Origin of the sequence: Cupriavidus nantongensis (assembly GCF_041726985.1) — a bacterium.
In the GTDB taxonomy this organism is placed as follows: domain Bacteria; phylum Pseudomonadota; class Gammaproteobacteria; order Burkholderiales; family Burkholderiaceae; genus Cupriavidus; species Cupriavidus nantongensis_A.
In genome coordinates this window covers 2,521,143-2,537,704 of sequence record NZ_CP168303.1, presented here as the reverse complement: position 1 = coordinate 2,537,704, position 16,562 = coordinate 2,521,143, and the positions used below count along the sequence as shown (strand labels likewise).

At 70.4% G+C, this 16,562-nt stretch carries 19 protein-coding genes; 7 read left to right on the top strand and 12 right to left on the bottom strand.

The window, feature by feature from the left end; translation table 11 throughout:
- Positions 1–25: 25 nt before the first annotated feature.
- Together ACEI37_RS22970 and ACEI37_RS22965 are read right to left on the bottom strand one after the other, a co-directional pair.
- Positions 26–274, bottom strand: coding sequence for a hypothetical protein (locus ACEI37_RS22970; protein WP_373378288.1), 249 nt, complete (start codon positions 272–274; stop codon positions 26–28).
- 67 nt (positions 275–341) lie between these two features.
- The gene (locus tag ACEI37_RS22965; protein ID WP_373378287.1) at positions 342–632 is read right to left on the bottom strand and encodes a hypothetical protein; all 291 of its coding nucleotides are present in this window, start codon (positions 630–632) and stop codon (positions 342–344) included.
- Between the two features lie 394 nt (positions 633–1,026).
- Here ACEI37_RS22965 and ACEI37_RS22960 point away from each other — a divergent pair, with 394 nt between their 5' ends.
- The gene (locus ACEI37_RS22960; RefSeq protein WP_115704284.1) at positions 1,027–1,269 is read left to right on the top strand and encodes a hypothetical protein; all 243 of its coding nucleotides are present in this window, start codon (positions 1,027–1,029) and stop codon (positions 1,267–1,269) included.
- On the opposite strand, the gene ACEI37_RS22955 is transcribed toward ACEI37_RS22960, so the two are convergent.
- From ACEI37_RS22955 to ACEI37_RS22920, 8 genes are read right to left on the bottom strand one after another with little or no spacing between them, the layout of a single operon-like run.
- On the bottom strand, positions 1,266–1,901 hold the full coding sequence (locus ACEI37_RS22955) for a riboflavin synthase (protein WP_373378286.1): 636 nt from the start codon (positions 1,899–1,901) through the stop codon (positions 1,266–1,268). The genes ACEI37_RS22960 and ACEI37_RS22955 overlap by 4 nt on opposite strands.
- 58 nt (positions 1,902–1,959) lie before the next feature.
- Positions 1,960–3,075 (bottom strand): bifunctional diaminohydroxyphosphoribosylaminopyrimidine deaminase/5-amino-6-(5-phosphoribosylamino)uracil reductase RibD, encoded by a 1,116-nt coding sequence (gene ribD / locus ACEI37_RS22950; protein ID WP_115680880.1) that lies wholly within the window; start codon positions 3,073–3,075, stop codon positions 1,960–1,962.
- A gap of 50 nt (positions 3,076–3,125) precedes the next feature.
- Positions 3,126–3,686, bottom strand: coding sequence for a GspH/FimT family pseudopilin (locus ACEI37_RS22945; protein ID WP_373378285.1), 561 nt, complete (start codon positions 3,684–3,686; stop codon positions 3,126–3,128).
- A 7-nt stretch (positions 3,687–3,693) separates the two neighbouring features.
- Positions 3,694–4,149 carry a type IV pilin protein gene (locus ACEI37_RS22940; RefSeq protein WP_373380304.1) on the bottom strand — a complete coding sequence of 152 codons (456 nt, stop codon included), beginning with the start codon at positions 4,147–4,149 and terminating at the stop codon, positions 3,694–3,696.
- Positions 4,149–5,981: a pilus assembly protein PilY gene (locus ACEI37_RS22935; protein ID WP_373378284.1), complete on the bottom strand. Its 1,833-nt coding sequence runs from the start codon at positions 5,979–5,981 to the stop codon at positions 4,149–4,151. Before ACEI37_RS22935 ends, ACEI37_RS22940 begins: the two co-directional genes overlap by 1 nt.
- A complete protein-coding gene (locus ACEI37_RS22930; RefSeq protein ID WP_373378283.1) occupies positions 5,978–6,571 on the bottom strand; it encodes a pilus assembly protein in 594 nt (197 codons plus the stop codon). The genes ACEI37_RS22935 and ACEI37_RS22930 overlap by 4 nt, the downstream gene beginning before the upstream one ends.
- Positions 6,565–7,512, bottom strand: coding sequence for a PilW family protein (locus tag ACEI37_RS22925; RefSeq protein WP_373378282.1), 948 nt, complete (start codon positions 7,510–7,512; stop codon positions 6,565–6,567). Before ACEI37_RS22925 ends, ACEI37_RS22930 begins: the two co-directional genes overlap by 7 nt.
- Complete coding sequence (locus ACEI37_RS22920) at positions 7,509–7,826, bottom strand: hypothetical protein (protein WP_373378281.1); 318 nt, start codon at positions 7,824–7,826, stop codon at positions 7,509–7,511. Before ACEI37_RS22920 ends, ACEI37_RS22925 begins: the two co-directional genes overlap by 4 nt.
- A gap of 540 nt (positions 7,827–8,366) precedes the next feature.
- Between ACEI37_RS22920 and ACEI37_RS22915 the strand changes: the two genes are divergently transcribed.
- The 6 genes from ACEI37_RS22915 to ACEI37_RS22890 are packed head-to-tail and all read left to right on the top strand — an operon-like array spanning position 8,367 to position 14,667.
- Positions 8,367–8,927 (top strand): GspH/FimT family pseudopilin, encoded by a 561-nt coding sequence (locus ACEI37_RS22915; protein WP_373378280.1) that lies wholly within the window; start codon positions 8,367–8,369, stop codon positions 8,925–8,927.
- Positions 8,918–9,481, top strand: coding sequence for a type IV pilus modification protein PilV (gene pilV, locus ACEI37_RS22910; protein ID WP_373378279.1), 564 nt, complete (start codon positions 8,918–8,920; stop codon positions 9,479–9,481). The genes ACEI37_RS22915 and pilV overlap by 10 nt, the downstream gene beginning before the upstream one ends.
- A 26-nt stretch (positions 9,482–9,507) precedes the next feature.
- On the top strand, positions 9,508–10,245 hold the full coding sequence (locus ACEI37_RS22905) for a PilW family protein (RefSeq protein WP_373378278.1): 738 nt from the start codon (positions 9,508–9,510) through the stop codon (positions 10,243–10,245).
- Positions 10,242–10,829, top strand: coding sequence for a PilX N-terminal domain-containing pilus assembly protein (locus tag ACEI37_RS22900; RefSeq protein WP_373378277.1), 588 nt, complete (start codon positions 10,242–10,244; stop codon positions 10,827–10,829). The genes ACEI37_RS22905 and ACEI37_RS22900 overlap by 4 nt, the downstream gene beginning before the upstream one ends.
- Positions 10,829–14,203 carry a pilus assembly protein gene (locus ACEI37_RS22895; RefSeq protein ID WP_373378276.1) on the top strand — a complete coding sequence of 1,125 codons (3,375 nt, stop codon included), beginning with the start codon at positions 10,829–10,831 and terminating at the stop codon, positions 14,201–14,203. Before ACEI37_RS22900 ends, ACEI37_RS22895 begins: the two co-directional genes overlap by 1 nt.
- Positions 14,204–14,208: 5 nt before the next feature.
- Positions 14,209–14,667: a type IV pilin protein gene (locus tag ACEI37_RS22890; RefSeq protein WP_373378275.1), complete on the top strand. Its 459-nt coding sequence runs from the start codon at positions 14,209–14,211 to the stop codon at positions 14,665–14,667.
- A 15-nt stretch (positions 14,668–14,682) separates the two neighbouring features.
- On the opposite strand, the gene nrdR is transcribed toward ACEI37_RS22890, so the two are convergent.
- Together nrdR and glyA are read right to left on the bottom strand one after the other, a co-directional pair.
- Complete coding sequence (gene nrdR, locus ACEI37_RS22885) at positions 14,683–15,147, bottom strand: transcriptional regulator NrdR (RefSeq protein ID WP_012353559.1); 465 nt, start codon at positions 15,145–15,147, stop codon at positions 14,683–14,685.
- A gap of 155 nt (positions 15,148–15,302) precedes the next feature.
- The gene (glyA, locus tag ACEI37_RS22880; RefSeq protein ID WP_265921383.1) at positions 15,303–16,550 is read right to left on the bottom strand and encodes a serine hydroxymethyltransferase; all 1,248 of its coding nucleotides are present in this window, start codon (positions 16,548–16,550) and stop codon (positions 15,303–15,305) included.
- Positions 16,551–16,562: the final 12 nt, after the last annotated feature.

Sequence of the window (16,562 nt, the reverse complement as noted above, 5' to 3'; positions counted from 1 at the left end):
CGTAGGCGCCTGCCGGAATGTTGCCTTACGCGGCTTCGGCCAGCGGCGTCCAATCCGCGGCGGCAGGGATGCGCAGGCGCGAAGTCCTGGCGATGCGGGTGCGGGCCGCGCGCGTGGCGTCAGCCAGCGCGAGTTCGCGGGTGGCGAAGCCGGCGTTGGGCCGGTTGAACCTGGCGTGCGCATCCAGCGCATACGACCATTCCCATTTGCCGAAGGTCACCTCGGCCAAGGTTACGACAACGTGGCAGTGCTGATAGAAGAAGCTTTCGTCCATGCTGGTTCCGGTTTGATTGGCGCGTGCGCGACGCGCGATGGAGGGCGGGATGGCGGTACGCTGCGCTTCAGCCGGACCGGCCATGGCACCACGGAAAGCCGGCATAGCGCCGCGCGGCGGGGCGCTTGAACGGCCTGAAGCGCCTGAACAACGGCGATGACGGCGGCTGCAGGCGCGGCCAGCCGTCGCCGACGGCGCGATCCCAGTCGATCAGCAGCGTGACGGCGCGCCGCAGCGGCGTCGAACTGAGCCGCAGCAGGCCCATCTGATGCGGCGCACGGGCGGCATGGCGCGGCGGCTGCAGCCGCGGCATCGCCGGAATCCAGCGGTAAGTCATTCGGGAAGCAGGCTCGGGCATGCGAGGTCCTCCTGGTCGCCGGGCGCAGGCCGGCGCCGCGGCCACCGCGCGGTTGCGCGGCGTGGCGGATGTATGGAAACGCCAGTGAGCAGGACGCGATCGCCAGGCGGCAGCGTCCGATAAGGCGTAGGCGAGGGGAAAGCCGCAATGCGGGGATGCGGCGGGGGTGCGCCGCGGCCCAGACCCGGCATCGGCACAGCCCTTTCATTCTAGGCGTACCACGCCGTCCATCCCAGTTCACTTACAACATAGGCCCTGCGGCAAGAAAACTTGCCCGTAGCAAGGGGCGGTAGCGTAAGCTGCACCAGTGGCGAAACTGAAGTGTTCGCCGGACTGCGCGGGTCGGGCCCGGTCCGCGCGCCTCCGCAGGTTTGCATCATTCAGGGAGACAGCCATGCCGAGACAGATCAAGAACAAGGCCGAACTGCGTGCGATGGTCAGGGCAGAGCAGGCGAAGGTGCCCGCGTGCGAGGGCGCCTGCTTTGGCGATATTGTCTGGCACGCCCCGGATGCCAGCGGCTGCAACTGGAGCCTGTCGACCATGGAAGGCGGCGACAGCGCCGCGTGCGTCGAAGCGCTGCGGCCCTTCACCGACCAGTTGCGCCAGGCCTACAACGTGCCCGACGAGGGCCGCTAGCGTGCGTCTTGCGCGGGAGCCTGCGTGCTCGACAGCATCCGTTCCACGTAGCGGGCGATCAGGTCGATCTCCAGGTTCACACGCGCGCCCGGCTTGAGCTCCTGCAGCGTGGTCACTTCGACGGTGTGCGGGATCAGGTTGATCGAGAACACGCAGCCGTCGGCTTCATCGGTGACGCGGTTGACGGTCAGCGACACGCCGTTGACCACCACCGAGCCCTTGTAGGCGAGGTAGCGCGCCAGCTCGCGCGGGGCGCGGATGCGCAACTCGTGCGACTCGCCCACCGGGGCGAAATGCACCACTTCGCCCAGGCCGTCGACGTGCCCTGACACCAGGTGGCCGCCGAGCCGGTCGGCCAGGCGCAGCGCCTTTTCGAGGTTGACGCGGCCGGCGCGGTCGAGCCCCACGGTCTTGTCCAGCGATTCGCGCGAGACCTCGACGTCGAAGGCGTCGGGCGCCATCGCGATGACGGTCATGCAGGCGCCCTGGATGGCGATGCTGTCGCCGATGATGACATCCGACAGGTCCAGCCCGCCCGCCGCGATGTGCAGGCGCACGCCGGCGTCGGCGGCGGCGCCGAGCGGGGTCACGGATTCAATGCGGCCGACCGCCGCGACAATGCCAGTAAACATGGTGGAGTCTTGTGCTTGAGGTTTTGGGAATCTCGAATGGGCTGCCGGCGCTCTGGCGCTAGGCGTCGTTGCGCCGGGCGATCAGTCGCAGGTCGTCGCCGATCTGCCGGACTTCATGCCAGTGGAACTGCTCGGCATCCTGCAGCCGCGCCAGCGGCGGCAGATTGAACATGCCCTGGGCATCGCCGAGCAGCTTGGGCGCGAGGTAGATCAGCAGTTCGTCGGCGCAGTGCTCGCGCACCAGCGAGCCGTTGAGCTTGAAGCCCGCCTCGACGTGCAATTCGTTGATGCCGCGCCGACCGAGTTCTTCCAGCATGCGGCGCAGTTCGACCTTGCCGTGCGGGTTGGGCAGCACCACGACCTCGGCGCCGCGGCCTTCCAGCGCGCGCTGGCGCTGCCGGTCTTCCACCGCGCAGAACACCAGCACTGGCCGGGCGAACTCGCCGGTGTCCGGCGTCAGGATCTGCGCGTCGAGCGGCACTTCAAGGCGGGAATCGACCAGCACCCGCTGCGGCTGGCGCGGCGTGGCGATGGCGCGCACCGTCAGCGCGGGATTGTCGTCGCGCACGGTGCCGATGCCGGTCAGGATGGCGCAGGCGCGGGCGCGCCAGGCGTGCCCGTCGTCGCGCGCGGCCTGGCCGGTGATCCACTGGCTGGTGCCGTCATGCAGCGCCGTGCCGCCGTCCATCGACGCCGCCACCTTGACGCGCACCCACGGCAGCCCGCGCGTCATGCGCGAGACGAAGCCGATATTCAGGTCGCGCGCCTCTTTTTCCAGCAGGCCGCAGCGCACGTCGATGCCGGCATCGCGCAGGCGCTGCAGGCCGCGCCCGGAGACCGACGGATTGGGGTCTTCCATCGCGGCCACCACGCGCGCCACGCCGGCACGCACCAGCGCATCGGCGCACGGCGGGGTGCGGCCGAAATGGCTGCACGGCTCCAGCGTGACGTAGGCGGTGGCGCCGGCCGGATCGAGCCCGCGCGACAGCGCGTCTTTCATCGCCTGGATCTCGGCATGGTCCTGCCCGGCCGGCTGGGTGAAGCCTTGCCCGATGACCTGGCCATCCTTGATCAGCACGCAGCCGACGCGCGGATTGGGCGTGGTGTTGAACATGCCCCGCGCGGCGAGCGCGAGCGCCTGCTGCATGGCGGCGTGGTCGGTATCGGAAAACATTCGGCGGTCGGGTGGGCCTTGGCGCTGAGATTGGTGGCAGGGCTGCCAGGTCATGGCGGTTCGGAGGATTCCGGCGCCTCGCAGTCGGCGTCGCGGCCGGGTGTGCAGAGTCGGATACGTCCCTGCGCCCCCAGCCTGACTTGCCGCTGCTCGCCACGGCAGCCAAGCGTGAAGGTGGCGGCCTGGAAACCGCCCTGCTCAGAACGAGAGTATCCCACAGGCAGGAATTTCAGCACATTGGCGCCGCGCACGGTCTGCCGAAGGGTCACGGACAGGCACGGCATGCCGGGCTCGACCACGGACAGCACCACCGGCCGGTCCGGGCCGGCGCCGGCGGTCACCAGTTGCCAGCCCGGACTCAGCGTGGACTCCCCCGGCAGCGGCTGCAGCGTCACCTCGACGCGGCGCGACAGCGCGGTGGCGCGCGCCAGCGCCAGCGACATCGCCAGCCGGTCCGCCGCCAGCGTGACCTGCTGGCGCGCGAGCATGCCGCTGAACAGCGGATAGGCCGCGGCCGTGAACACACCGAGTATGGCCAGGCCGGCGACCAGTTCGACCAGCGTCAGTCCATCAGGGTGTCGATGCCTGCCGGCATCCCATGGCATGTCCATCCGGGCCTCAGCAATGGGGTGGCAACGGCTGCGGCACCGACGCGCCGTCGGGCAGCGCCAGCCACTGGCCGGTGCTGCGCAGGATCAGCGTGCCGCATTCGGGATCCGCGGCTTGCGGCAGCGCACGGAGTTCGACACAGGTATCGAGCGCGGCTTGCGGGCAAGCGTCGGCGCTTACCAGATGGCGCACCGGGCCATTGGCTGGCACGCGCAGCGGCCACTCGCCGGCAACCATGTCGGACCCCGGCGCGGCGGCAAAGGTCATGGCCTCGAGCGCATGCCGCTCCAGCTGGAGCATCGCGCCGGTCAGCGCGGCGCGGGCCTGCGCGCGCCAGCCGCGCGCCAGATGGCGCTGCCATGCGGGCACGGCCATGGCCGCAAGGATGGCCAGCACGGCCAGCGCCGCCACCAGCTCGATCAGGCTGAAGCCGCGCTTGCGCCGGCAGGCCGATGCCAAACTCATCATGGCGCCTCCTCCCTGGCCGGGCCGACGATCTCGCGCCAGCGCAGGCGTCCGGTGCGGCGCGTGGCCAGCGTTTGTGCTATCTGCGTGACGGCGTTGCCCGTGGCCGACCACACCGAGAGGGCAAACGCCTGGCGTCCGGCGCCGCCCGGTTGCGCGGGCGTGCCGGGCAATTCGGTGCGGGTCGCGAACACGCTGGCCCCGGGTGGCAGCAACTGGCCGGTGGCGACCAGCAGGCGCTCGCCGGAGCTGCGCTGCGCCACGGATTCCCCGGTCGCCGCCAGCACCAGGTAGCTGCGCTGCGCGCCATCGGGCGTGCGGGTCACGAACAGCAGGTAGCCGGGGAATACCGGCTCGATCTCGACCAGCTGTTCGCCGGCATGGGGCAGGGTCAGGCGCCAGCCGGGATCCTGCGGGCCGCCGGGCGTCGCGCGCAGGATATGGCCGTTGTCCGCCGGCTGGGTGGTGACCTGCCGCGGCGTGCGCGCCGTGGCGCTGCGTGTGGCAAGGCCATCGGGCACCGCGGCCAGTTCGTTGCCGGCGCCGTAGATCACCACGGGCGCGGTCGGGGAACCGAGCAATACGGGGGCTTCTTCCCTGGCCGGTTGCGCGGACACCTGCATCCGGTACAGGCATGCCGCGGCAGGGCTTGCCCCGGCTTGCGGCGCGTCGGCGAGCGGGAAGCGCCAGAGCTGTCCGGCATTGTCGGTGGCATAGGCCGCGAGCGCGGCACCGGTGAGATCGGACAACACGCTGACCGCCACCAGCCGGCCGGCCGCCGGGCCGCCGAGGCAATCGCGCTCCGGCAAGCGCAAAGTGCGGATGGCGTACTGGCCGGCCCATGCCGCGCTGGCGGGCTTGTCTAATGGCAGCAGGGCAAGTCCGGCGCGGGCAGCGCCCGCCTCGCCACTGGTGCCTGCATCGAGGATCACGACCGCGAACCAGCGCAAACCATCCGGACCACGAATGCCCGCCACGCGTACCGGCCCGCGCGCGGCCAGTGGCAGGGCGTCGGTCGCGGCGAACTCCCAGATCGGCACGAACGGCATCTGTCCTTCCGGATCGGTGACGTCGAGCGCGAAGACCGCGGCGGGGCTGCCGGCCGCGGCATTGGCCGGGATGCCGCACAGCAGCACCGTGCGCCATTCGCCCCGCAGCGTGACATCCTGCGTTTCCGGGCGCGGGCATGGCGGCGGCACCGTCGGTGTGCCCGGCGCCGGCATGGCCAGGGCATAGGGCAGCAGCGCGCCGGGCAGGTAAGCGGCACGCTCCTCGCCGGTCGCGGCATCGAACGCGTGCAGCAGGCCGTCGACGGTGCCATGCCAGCCCACGTGCGGGCGCAGGCTGTAGCGCAGGCGAAAGGCGGCGTGGCCGGGTTTGCCGGGCGACCAGGCCGGCGGCGCCACCACCCGCACCCGTGCGCCTGCCGCATTGCCCAGGCGCGTATCCCGCGGGCGCAGGCCCGCGTGGGCCTGGTCCCCGCGCAGCCAGTCCACCGAAGCGACGTCGCCCATGTGCAGGGTCTCGGTTACAGCATCCCACTGCAGCGGCATGGCGCGTGCCGTTGCGCCGTCCGGCGCGGCGTACGTGAATATCCGCCGCGACGGCAGCGTCCGGCGGTCGAGGCGTTCGCCGGCCTCCCACAAGTCAGGCGAGGGCGCCTGCGTCAGGTCCTGCCAGCCGATGGCGAACAAGCGCCCGGTCCACGGATAGGCGCCGTTGCCTGTCCGGTAGGCCAGCGGCAGCCGGCCCGCTTCGGACCCGGCGGCATGGCACGCTGGAGCAAGCAGCAGGGCAAGGCAGAGGAGGGCGCAGCGGGAGAGGCAGATCATGGCTGGATCACGCTTTGCAACAGGGCGCGCACGGTGCGCGTGGGGCCGAAGCCGATCGCGGTCACACGGATCCGCGGCCACGGGGCGAGCGCGGCTGCGGGGTCCGGCGCGCTGTAGCCGGCCGGCGCTTCGTCCAGGATTTCCGCGACATAGCGCGGCGGTTCCTGCGTGGCCGCGTCGGCCGGCAGCGCAGCGCCGGTAAAGCGGCCCAGTGGCACGCCGATGGCGTCGACGTCGGCATCGGCCCGCAGCCACGGCTGCCACACCGGCGGCCCGGCCAGCGCGGGCCGGCAGAGGCCCGCCTGCTGGCCGCTGCCGCAGCGACCCGGCGCCGGCCACAGGCTCAGGCGATCCCGCGCGTCCAGCGATGCCGCGGCCGCCAGCAGCTCGGCCTCGCCGTCGCGCAGCGCCGCCTCGGCGGCGCGGAAGGCGAGTTCGCGATCGCGCTGCATGACGGCAAGCTGCCGGCCGGACAGCAGCATCTGCAGCGTGGCGGCCGCGATCAGCACCACCATCAGCAGCAGGGTGCCGCACAGCAGCAGCGTGACGGCGCCGCCCTGGCGCGGTCCTGGCAGGCAGCGCGCTAGCACAGCGTTTCCTGGCAGCGCGGCGCATTGCGCAGCCGCACCGTGGCGGCGAACACGCGGCGCGTGGTGCTTGCCCGCGCCGGCGCAGCGGGCGGCAAGTCCGCCGCCGCGGTGCCGGGCAGCGACAGCGTGTCCGTAGCGCTGCTCCGGACTGGCGTGGCCGAGCCCGGCCGGTCGCCGCGCACGGCGAGGGCGATCTGGACCGCCACCAGGCGTTGCCAGGCGGCATCGCCCGCTGCGGGAATCGCCGATGCCGTTTCGAAGCGCTCGGGGCGGCCGTCCTGGTCCAGGTCCAGCGCATAGCGCAATTGCAGCGATTCCACCCCGCGCACAAGCGCGCCCGAGGTCCAGCCGCTGCCGTCGATCAGGCCGTTGCGGCGGGCCGGGTAACGGCACAGCAGTTGCGGCACGCCATCGGCGCCAGCGGCCACATAGAGCAGGTTCTCCGCGACGTAGCCGGCGCTGGCCGCGGTGCCCGCCGCGCCAGCCGGACTTCCAGCGACCGGATAGCCGCTGCAATCGGTCATGGTGTCGTCCGGCTGCGCCGGCGCGGTGGGGAGGCCGCTGCCGCTGAAGCGGACCAGCAGCGCGTCGCTTTGGCCGACGCCGGCCCTGGCGCAGGCAGGCACGGCGGCCACGGCGGGTTGGCCGCAATTGTCCGCGCCGCTGACCGCGGGCAGGGTGGAGCCGGCCATGCCGGACGCGGGCTCGCCCGGCCAGCCGGACTGGCGCAGCAGCGTGGACAGAATGGCCAGCGCGCGCTGGCCGCGTTCCTCGATCAGCATGCGGTCTGTGGCGGCCAGGTAGGCCGCGTGCGCGTTCAGGAAGGCCGCGCCGGCCGCGGCAGAAGCGATCAGGCCCAGCGTCATGCCGACCATCAGTTCGACCAGCGAGAAGCCGCGCGGGCGGCTCCGCAAGATTAGGCCGTCAATGGGACCGCTCATGGGCGCCCCCATGGTGCTCCGGCCGGCAGGCAGCCGCCGGCATCCGACATCGGCATGATGGCCGCGACCGCAGCCAGTGGCGTCGCGCAGCGGCCCAGCTCGGCATCGTCGGCCGCGCTGCGCGTGGCCTGCGCCAGTCGCTCCAGCTGGCGCAGCCAGCCCAGACCGGTGCTGCCGGCCACCGCCATCGGCAGCAGTCCGGCCAGCACGATCGCCAGGGCGCCAAGCGCCTCGATCAGCGCGTAGGCGCGCTGGAGCCTGGGTTGCCGGGTGTTTGGCGGCGGCTGTCGACGCCGAATAGCGGGTGAGGACATGGTATGGGCTGTGAAGGCGATGGGCCCAGATTAGCCAGCCCTCCCGGCCGCGAACGTGCCGAAACGTAAAGCGGGAAGATCCGCACCATTGTGTTAAGCGCGCGCATGCCGGCCCCGATCGTGACGCTTGCCCGCGGTCAGTTGCGGCGGCCCAACGCCTTGCCGGCTCGCCGCCAAACGCTGCGCGATGCAATTGACAGGAATTATCAAATTCCCCACTATCGCGGGTGTTGCAAAGTCGTAACGATTCCGCTATTCGAATCGCGATTCGCGGCATCCCGTTGCCGGCCCGCTCAGCCACTGAGGCTCAGCTGGCAGCGAGGCATAGAACAAGAATTTTCGGGTGCGGGCTGGCCTTTCCGCCGTCAGAGCGGAGTGCCTTGCCCAGGTAACAAAGCCATTTATCGGGGGTCAACATGCATCGGGTCATCCTGGCAGTTCCTTGTCCATCGGCGGCGGCACCTCTGCCCGCGCGCTGACATGCCGGCGACGGTTCGCCTTCGCGATACCGCGCCCTCCCGCCTTCACCACGATGTGGCCATGCCCGGCCCGGGCGCGTTGCGCCGGCGCTGCCGCGGGCTGACGCTGGTCGAGCTGATGGCGGTGGTGGTGATGGTGGCGATCCTGGCCGCGATCGGCACGCCTTCGTTTGTCTCGCTGCTGCGCACCAGCCGCGTCGACAGCGAGATCCAGTCGATGGTGGGCACCCTGCAGCTCGCGCGCAGCGAGGCCATCAAGCGCGGCTTGCCGGTCAGCGTGTGCCCGTCCGGCAATGGCACCGCCTGCCTGGGCGCCGGCAACTGGGCGCGCGGCTGGATCGCGTTCGTCGACCGCAATGGCTCGGGAACGGTAGACGCGGCGCCGCCGACCGACGAGGTGCTGCACTACCGCGCCGGCTGGTCCGCCACCGACACCTTCACCACGCCCGCCGGCGCGGCCTTCCTCACCTACAACCGCGACGGCTTTGCCGTGCTGCCCGCCGGCGCGCTGACGATGACGCTGCGCACCAGCCCGGTGGCGGCCGACGCCACGCGCTGCATCGCCATCAACATCGCCGGCCGGCAGGCCATCCAGCGTGCCGGGGAGGGCGCATGCCAGTGACCGGACGGAACCGCAGCCTGCGCCGGCACCGCATGGCGCTCGGATTCTCGCTGATCGAGGTGCTGATCACGCTGGTGATCACCTCGGTGGGGCTGCTGGGCCTGGCCAAGATGCAGGCGGCGGCGCTGGCCAATACCCAGATTGCGCGCGGGCGTTCGCTGGTGGCGCTGCAACTGGAAAGCCTGGCCGCGGCGATGCACGGCAACCGCGGCTTCTGGGCCGCGGGCACGGCGCCGCAGACGTTCACGCTGTCCGGCGCGACGGTGACCGACAGCACCGGCGCGCTCAGCACCGCCGCGCCGGACTGCGCCAGCGTGGCCTGCACGCCGATCCAGATGGCCGCCTACGACGTGCAGCACTGGGCCGCGGATATGGCGGCGCACTTTCCCACCTACGCGGCCACGGTCAACTGCAGCAACGACATCAGCCGCCCGATCCGCTGCAGCCTGACCGCCACCTGGAGCGAGCACTACCTGGCCTACAACCACACCACCGCGGCGCAAACCTCGGCCATGGCCGCCACGCAAAGCCTGACGCTGCACGTCCAGCCATGAGAGCGATCCTGCAAATCCCGCGCCGCATGTCTCGCCGCAGGCATCGCTGCGGGTATCGATGCGCGCAGGCCGGTGTCTCGCTGGTCGAGGTGCTGGTGGCCATGGTGATCGCGCTGTTCATGCTGGCGGCGCTGATGACGGTGTTCCTCAACCTGCGCGGCACCGTGCGCGACCAGGAGCGGCTGGCGGCGCTGCAGGACAGCGAGCGCCTGGTGATGACGATGCTGGCCAACACGGTGCAGTCGGCCGGGTATTTCCCCGATCCGCTGAACCAGGTGGCGGCGGACGCGCTGCCGGCGCTGGCCGGCAACGCCTTCGGCGATTTCATCGCGGGGCAGGCCATCGTCGGGCAGTCCGGCGCCGATGGGGTCAGCGATACGCTGACGGCGCGCTTTGTCACCGCAAGCGGCGACGGCATCATGAACTGCCAGGGCGCGGCCAATACCTCGGGCGCCAGTGTCGCCTACCTCAACACCTTTGCGGTCAATGCCGCCAACGAGCTGACCTGCGCGGTCAACGGCGGCGCGCCGGTGCCGCTGGCCGGCGGCATCACCGCGCTGCGGGTGCGCTACGGCACCGACACCAGCAACGGCGGCAACGTCGACACCTACCTGAGCGCCAGCGCGGTCACCGCCGGCGCGCTGTGGGGCCAGGTGCGCAGCGCGCGCGTGACGCTGACCTTTGCCAATCCCTTTGCCGGTCAGCCCGGCCAGCCGGCCACGCTCGGCTGGACCCAGACCATCAGCCTGATGAACCGCCCATGACACGCGTTCAGCCAGACCGCTTCCGCGCCGGCGCCGCGCCGCGCGGCTATGTCCTGATCATCGGCCTGCTGTTTCTGCTGATCCTGTCGCTGCTGTCGGTGACGATGTTCCGCGGCTTCGGCCTGCAGGAGAAGATCGCCGGCAACACCCGCGAGAAGCAGCGCGCGTTCGAGGCCGCGCAGGGCGCGCTGCAGTACGGGGAATGGTGGCTGGGGCAGGGCAACGGCTCCGCCGGCGCCGCCTGCAACAGCGTGATCGACGCCAACGATCCGTCCAACCTGCAGGTCTGCGCCAACGCGCTGGCAGATCCGTCCAGCCTGCCGTGGACGCCGGCGCGGGCGGATTACCTGCCGCCGTCGATGCGCCTTGCGACTGCCGGCAGCCCCGGCGGCCTGAACGGCACCGATATCAACTACGCGCGCGCGCCCAGCCTCTACATCCACTATCTGGGCCTGTCGCCGGATGGCCTGTCGATGCTGTTCCGCGTGACCGGCGCCGGCTATGGCGGCAGCGACGGCACCGCCGCGGTGGTGCAGAGCACCTACCAGCTTGGCGCGGGTACCAAGGACCTCGGGAAAGAGTGATGAGCCAACCTCCACGCCTCGCTGGCATTGCCGCCGCCGTCAGCGCCATCGTCAACGCGCTGCTGGCGGGCCAGGCGCATGCGCTGGTGATCCAGGACAACCTGAACGGGGCTTCGTCCTCTTACGACTGGGTGGCGCTGAATGGCGCGTGCCTGACCGCAGGCAACGGCACCGGCTCGATTCCGGGCTGCGCCACGTCGAGCTTCACCTACTACCGGGACCGCAGCTCGAAGCTGGTCGGGGGCGCCAGCGGCAGCGTGCCGGACGCACCGGGCTACGGCGCGCTGCGGCTGACCAATGGGGACACGGCCGAGGGCGCCAACGGCGACAACCAGACCGGCGCGGTGGTGTCCCGCTTCACCTTCGGCATGCAGGAAGGGCTGCAGGTCACGTTCTCCACCGTCACCTACGGCGGCGACAACCTGCGCGGCACCGGCGCCGACGGCATCAGCTTCTACCTGGCCGACGGCAGCAAGAGCCCGACCGTGGGCGGGCTGGGCGGAAGCCTCGGCTACAGCTGCTCCAACGTCAATGCCGCGTACGACGGCGTGGCCGGCGGCTATATCGGCATCGGCATCGACGAGTTCGGCAACTTCTCGAACAAGGCTGACAACACCGACTCGGGCCCGGCGTTCCAGGCCAACCGCATCAGCGTGCGCGGCTCGGGCGACACCAACTGGGCCGGCCTGCGCGCCGCCTATCCGGGCTATTACCCCGACAGCCTCAGCGCCAGCAAGCGCGCGCAGGCGGTGCAGAACACCTGTGCGCGCGGCTATGTGCAGGACTGGAGCAGCGGCAAGGATGGCGGCGACGTCAGGGGGCGTCGGCTGGCCTACAACTACCGCATGCTCGGCATCAGCGACCTGCCCGACAAGATCGCCAACCAGCAGGCGGTGTCGAGGCCGACGCGCGCCAAAGGCATCCCCATCGTCTATTCGCTCAAGCTGACGCAGAACGGGCTGCTGAGCATGTCCTACAGCTACAACGGCGGCGCCGCCACGCCGGTCATCACCGACCAGGACATCACGCAGGCCAACGGGCCGGTGCCGGCGTCGCTGCGCTTCGGCTTCGCCGCGGGCACCGGCGGCGGCAGCAACGTGCACGAGATCACCTGCTTCAAGGCCGAGCCGGTGGGCCAGTCCAGCAGCTCGGCGGGCACCAACGTGCAGCAGTCGGCGCGAGTCGAGGCGGGCTCGCAGGTGTACCTGGCCTACTACCATCCGACCAACTGGTGGGGAGAACTGAGCGCACAGAACCTGCTCTACGATCCCGCGACCGATTCGGTGTCGATTGCCACCGTGGCCAACTGGAATGCCCATTGCACGCTGACCGGCGGCCACTGCGCGGCGACGGGCACCTCGGTGGTGGCGCAGGCGCCGGACAGCCGCAGGATCCTGACCTGGAGCGGCAGCACCGGCATCCCGCTGCGCTGGGATGCCAACCTGCCTGCTGCGCAGAAGGCGAAGCTGACTGCGGGCGATGCCGCGCCGAGCGGTGACCGCCTCGACTACCTGCGCGGCGACCGCAGCAAGGAACTGACCGCGGCCGGCGCCGGGCTGTTCCGCAAGCGCACCGGCGTGCTGGGCGACATCATCGATTCCAGCCCGGCCTGGGTCGGCGCGCCGTCATCGCCGTACAGCGGGCCCTGGACCGATGCGTTGTACAAGAGCGCCAGCCCGCCCGAGCCCGCCGGCAGCTACGACGCCTTCCGCCAAGCGAGGGCGCAGCGGCTCAACGTGGTCTATGTCGGCGCCAACGACGGGCTGCTGCACGGCTTCCGTTCCGGCTACTACAACGCGGCGGGCGCCTTCGTCGGCAACGACGCCAACAAGCCCAACGACGGCCGCGAGGTGCTGGCCTACATGCCCGGCGCGGTGCTCGACACCATCCAGTCGTCGAATGCGGCGCTCGCTTACAGTGCGCCGCAATACGTGCACAACCTGTTTGTCGATGCCACGCCCGGCACCGGCGACCTCTACTACGCCGGGGCCTGGCACACCTGGCTGGTCGGCGGGCTGGGGCCGGGCGCCAACCGCGGCGGCCCGCTCGCCAGCAAGACCGCGACCGCGACCGGCGGCGCGCTGTACGTGCTCGACGTGACCGATCCGGAGCGCTTCAGCGATACCCCGGCGGCGGCCAGCGCCACGGTGATCGGCGAGTGGAACAACACGCTGCAGTGCACCGGCGACACCGCCTGCGGCGACAACCTCGGCAACACCTATGGCACGCCGGTGATCCGCCGCCTGCACAACGGCCAGTGGGCGGTGCTGTTCGGCAACGGGCTCAACAGCAAGAGCGGCTCGGCCGGCCTCTTCATCATGCTGGTGGACCCGGCCGACGGCTCACGCAGCTTCCGCTATCTCGGCACCGGCTACGGGCCGCAGCAGGATCCGGCGGGCGCCAGCGGCCGCAATGGCATTGCCTATGTCACGCCGGCCGACCTCGACGGCGACCACATCACCGACTACGTCTACGCCGGCGACGTGTTCGGCAACCTGTGGCGCTTCGACCTGACTTCGGACAATCCGGACCTCTGGCGCGCCGGCAGCCGCCCGCTGATGCAGACCGGCGGCAAGCCGATCACCACCAGGGTGGCGGTGGGCTCGGTGCCCGGCACCGGAACCGGCGCCGCGGCGATGCCGCGCGTGGTGGTGGCGTTCGGCACCGGCCGCCGGCTGGAGCAGACCCAAGGCAGCGAAGCGGTGTTCGAGCCGGGCGGGCAGGGGCTGTATGGCGTGTGGGACTGGGACATGGCGGGGTGGAACGCGGTGGCCGGGGCGCAGGCGCGCTATGCGTCGCTGGCCGGCGCCACCCGGCCGCTGTCCAGCGCCAACCTGACGCAGCAGTCGATTACCGCCGAAGGGCGCGCCGCCGGCAGCACGGTGACGGTGCGCACGGTCAGCGCGAACAAGGTGTGCTGGCAGGGCTCGACGGCTTGCGCCAGCGGCAACAACAAGTACGGCTGGCAGCTGCCGCTGCCGTCGGCCACGCGGGAGCAGGTCATCTACAACCCGGTGATCGCCTACGGCATGGTGATCGTCAACACCACCATCCCGCCCAGTTCGGCGCTGTCGCAGGCGCTGTCGTGCAATGCGGAGGTGCCGTCGGGCTTCACCATGGGCGTGTCGATGGGTTCGGGCGGCGCGGCCGCGCAGTCGTTCTTCAGCAGCACCAACAGCAGCAGCTTCCCGCTGCTGAACAACGGCATCGTCAGCGGCATCGGCCTGAGCGGCACCGGCACGCCGTCGGTGGTGACGGCGAAGAAGCGGCCCTACCTGGTGCAGCAGACCGTGGGCGGCAGCGGCGCCATCACGCAGATCAACCCCGGCGCCAACGGTGCCGGCGCCCGCCTCAACTGGATCCGGCTGCGCTGACGACCATGAAACTGCCTGCCATTCTCGGAGCGCGGCGCGCCGCCGCCGGCTTCACGCTGATCGAGCTGATGATCACGGTGGCGATCGCCGCGATCCTGGCCGCGATCGCCTATCCGTCCTACACGGAACACGTGCGCAAGTCGCGCCGCACCGACGCCAAGACCGCGTTGCTGGATCTCGCTGCGCGCCAGGAGCGGCTGTTCAGCACGCAGAACGTTTATAGCGGCACGCCCGCCGCGCTGGGCTACGCCGGGCAGGCTTTCCCGGTGCAGATCCAGTCAGGCGGACAGGTGTACTACCAGCTGACGGTGGTCGCGGGCAATCCGCCCACCAGCTATACCGCGACCGCGGCGCCGGTCGGCGCGCAGGCGGGGGACGACTGCGGCAGCTACACCCTCAACCACCTGGGACTGCAGGGGAACACAGGGATGCGCGCCGGCGTGGCGTCGGCGCAGTGCTGGTAGCGGAAAACGCCGGCATCAGCGCTTGCCGCTGCCGGCGGTGACTTCGGCCAGCACGTCCGAGAATTCGGACACGTCTTCAAAGCTGCGGTAGACCGAGGCAAAGCGGATATAGGCGATCTTGTCGAGCTTGCGCAGCTCGCGCATCACCAGCTCGCCGACCTGGCTGCTGGGGATTTCCTTCTCGCCCAGCGCCAGCAGCTTTTCTTCGATACGGGTGATGGCTTCGTCGATGGCTTCGGCCGAGACCGGGCGCTTGCGCAACGCCAGGCGCATCGAATCCTTTAGCTTGGCGCGGGCGTAGTCCACGCGCGAGCCGTTTTTCTTGACGATGGCGGGGAAGAACAGCTCGATCCGCTCATAGGTGGTGAAGCGGCGGTCGCAGGCTTCGCAGCGGCGGCGCCGGCGCACGGCATCGCCGTCTTCCGACATGCGGGTGTCAAGAACCTGGGTATTGGAATGACCGCAAAAGGGGCATTTCATGCCGGACCACCTTCAGTTGAACCCCATCGCCTTGTCCGTGTTGTCGTTCTGCGGCGGCGGGGCGGGTTGGCGAGGCCCGCGGCCCGTGCCGGGGGTGGCGCGGACCGCGGAGCTGCCGGCCGCCCGTGCGCGTGCGCGCGGGCGGCCTGGTCGCGTCAGCCGTAGACCGGGAAACGCTTGGTCAGGGCCGACACCTGCTCGCGCACCGCGGCGATGTTGGCGGCGTCGTGCGGGTTGTCCAGCACGTCGGCGATCAGGTTGCCCACGATGCGGGCTTCTTCTTCCTTGAAGCCGCGCGTGGTCATGGCCGGCGAGCCGACGCGGATGCCGGAGGTGACGAACGGCTTTTCCGGGTCGTTCGGAATTGCGTTCTTGTTCACGGTCAGGTGTGCCTCGCCCAGGATGCGCTCGGCTTCCTTGCCGGTGATGTTCTTGGCGCGCAGGTCGACCAGCATCACGTGGCTCTCGGTGCGGCCCGAGACGATGCGCAGGCCGCGCGCGATCAGGGTCTCGGCCAGCACCGCGGCGTTCTTCACCACCTGCTGCTGGTATTCCCTGAACTCCGGCGTCAGCGCTTCCTTGAACGCCACCGCCTTGCCGGCGATCACGTGCATCAGCGGGCCGCCCTGGATGCCGGGGAAGATCGACGAGTTGATCGCCTTCTCGTGCTCGGCCTTCATCAGGATCACGCCGCCACGCGGGCCGCGCAGGCTCTTGTGGGTGGTGGTGGTGACGAAGTCGGCGTGCGGCACCGGGTTCGGGTAGACGCCCGCGGCGATCAGGCCGGCGTAGTGGGCCATGTCGACCATGAAGTAGGCGCCGATCGACTTGGCGACCTTGCCGATGCGCTCGAAGTCGATGCGCAGCGCGAAGGCCGAGGCGCCGGCGATGATCAGCTTGGGCTTCTTCTCTTGCGCCAGCTTTTCCAGCGCGTCGTAGTCGATGTCTTCCTGGGCGTTGAGGCCGTAGCTGACCACGTTGAACCACTTGCCGCTCATGTTCAGCGCCATGCCGTGGGTCAGGTGGCCGCCTTCGGCCAGGCTCATGCCCATGATGGTGTCGCCCGGCTTGAGCACGGCGAAGTACACGCCCTGGTTGGCCTGCGAGCCCGAATTGGGCTGGACGTTGGCGGCCTCGGCGCCGAACAGCTGCTTGACGCGGTCAATGGCCAGCTGCTCGACGATGTCGACGTACTCGCAACCGCCGTAGTAGCGCTTGCCGGGATAGCCCTCGGCGTACTTGTTGGTCAGCTGCGAACCCTGCGCGGCCATCACTGCCGGCGAGGTGTAGTTCTCGGAGGCGATCAGCTCGATGTGGTCTTCCTGGCGCTGGTTTTCCTGCTGGATGGCGGCAAAGACCTCGGGGTCGATCTGGTCGATCGTAAAACGGCTGCGTTCGAACATGGCGAAACTCGT

Coding starts and splice junctions, on each gene's coding strand:
- ACEI37_RS22920 (WP_373378281.1), bottom strand. CDS start 7,826: ATGTCCTCACCCGCTATTCGGCGTCGACAGCCGCCGCCAAACACCCGG.
- ACEI37_RS22955 (WP_373378286.1), bottom strand. CDS start 1,901: ATGTTTACTGGCATTGTCGCGGCGGTCGGCCGCATTGAATCCGTGACC.
- ACEI37_RS22890 (WP_373378275.1), top strand. CDS start 14,209: ATGAAACTGCCTGCCATTCTCGGAGCGCGGCGCGCCGCCGCCGGCTTC.
- ACEI37_RS22915 (WP_373378280.1), top strand. CDS start 8,367: ATGCCCGGCCCGGGCGCGTTGCGCCGGCGCTGCCGCGGGCTGACGCTG.
- pilV (WP_373378279.1), top strand. CDS start 8,918: ATGCCAGTGACCGGACGGAACCGCAGCCTGCGCCGGCACCGCATGGCG.
- ACEI37_RS22900 (WP_373378277.1), top strand. CDS start 10,242: ATGACACGCGTTCAGCCAGACCGCTTCCGCGCCGGCGCCGCGCCGCGC.
- ACEI37_RS22945 (WP_373378285.1), bottom strand. CDS start 3,686: ATGGACATGCCATGGGATGCCGGCAGGCATCGACACCCTGATGGACTG.
- ACEI37_RS22935 (WP_373378284.1), bottom strand. CDS start 5,981: ATGATCTGCCTCTCCCGCTGCGCCCTCCTCTGCCTTGCCCTGCTGCTT.
- ACEI37_RS22940 (WP_373380304.1), bottom strand. CDS start 4,149: ATGAGTTTGGCATCGGCCTGCCGGCGCAAGCGCGGCTTCAGCCTGATC.
- nrdR (WP_012353559.1), bottom strand. CDS start 15,147: ATGAAATGCCCCTTTTGCGGTCATTCCAATACCCAGGTTCTTGACACC.
- ACEI37_RS22960 (WP_115704284.1), top strand. CDS start 1,027: ATGCCGAGACAGATCAAGAACAAGGCCGAACTGCGTGCGATGGTCAGG.
- ACEI37_RS22895 (WP_373378276.1), top strand. CDS start 10,829: ATGAGCCAACCTCCACGCCTCGCTGGCATTGCCGCCGCCGTCAGCGCC.
- glyA (WP_265921383.1), bottom strand. CDS start 16,550: ATGTTCGAACGCAGCCGTTTTACGATCGACCAGATCGACCCCGAGGTC.
- ACEI37_RS22965 (WP_373378287.1), bottom strand. CDS start 632: ATGCCCGAGCCTGCTTCCCGAATGACTTACCGCTGGATTCCGGCGATG.
- ACEI37_RS22970 (WP_373378288.1), bottom strand. CDS start 274: ATGGACGAAAGCTTCTTCTATCAGCACTGCCACGTTGTCGTAACCTTG.
- ACEI37_RS22925 (WP_373378282.1), bottom strand. CDS start 7,512: ATGAGCGGTCCCATTGACGGCCTAATCTTGCGGAGCCGCCCGCGCGGC.
- ribD (WP_115680880.1), bottom strand. CDS start 3,075: ATGTTTTCCGATACCGACCACGCCGCCATGCAGCAGGCGCTCGCGCTC.
- ACEI37_RS22905 (WP_373378278.1), top strand. CDS start 9,508: ATGTCTCGCCGCAGGCATCGCTGCGGGTATCGATGCGCGCAGGCCGGT.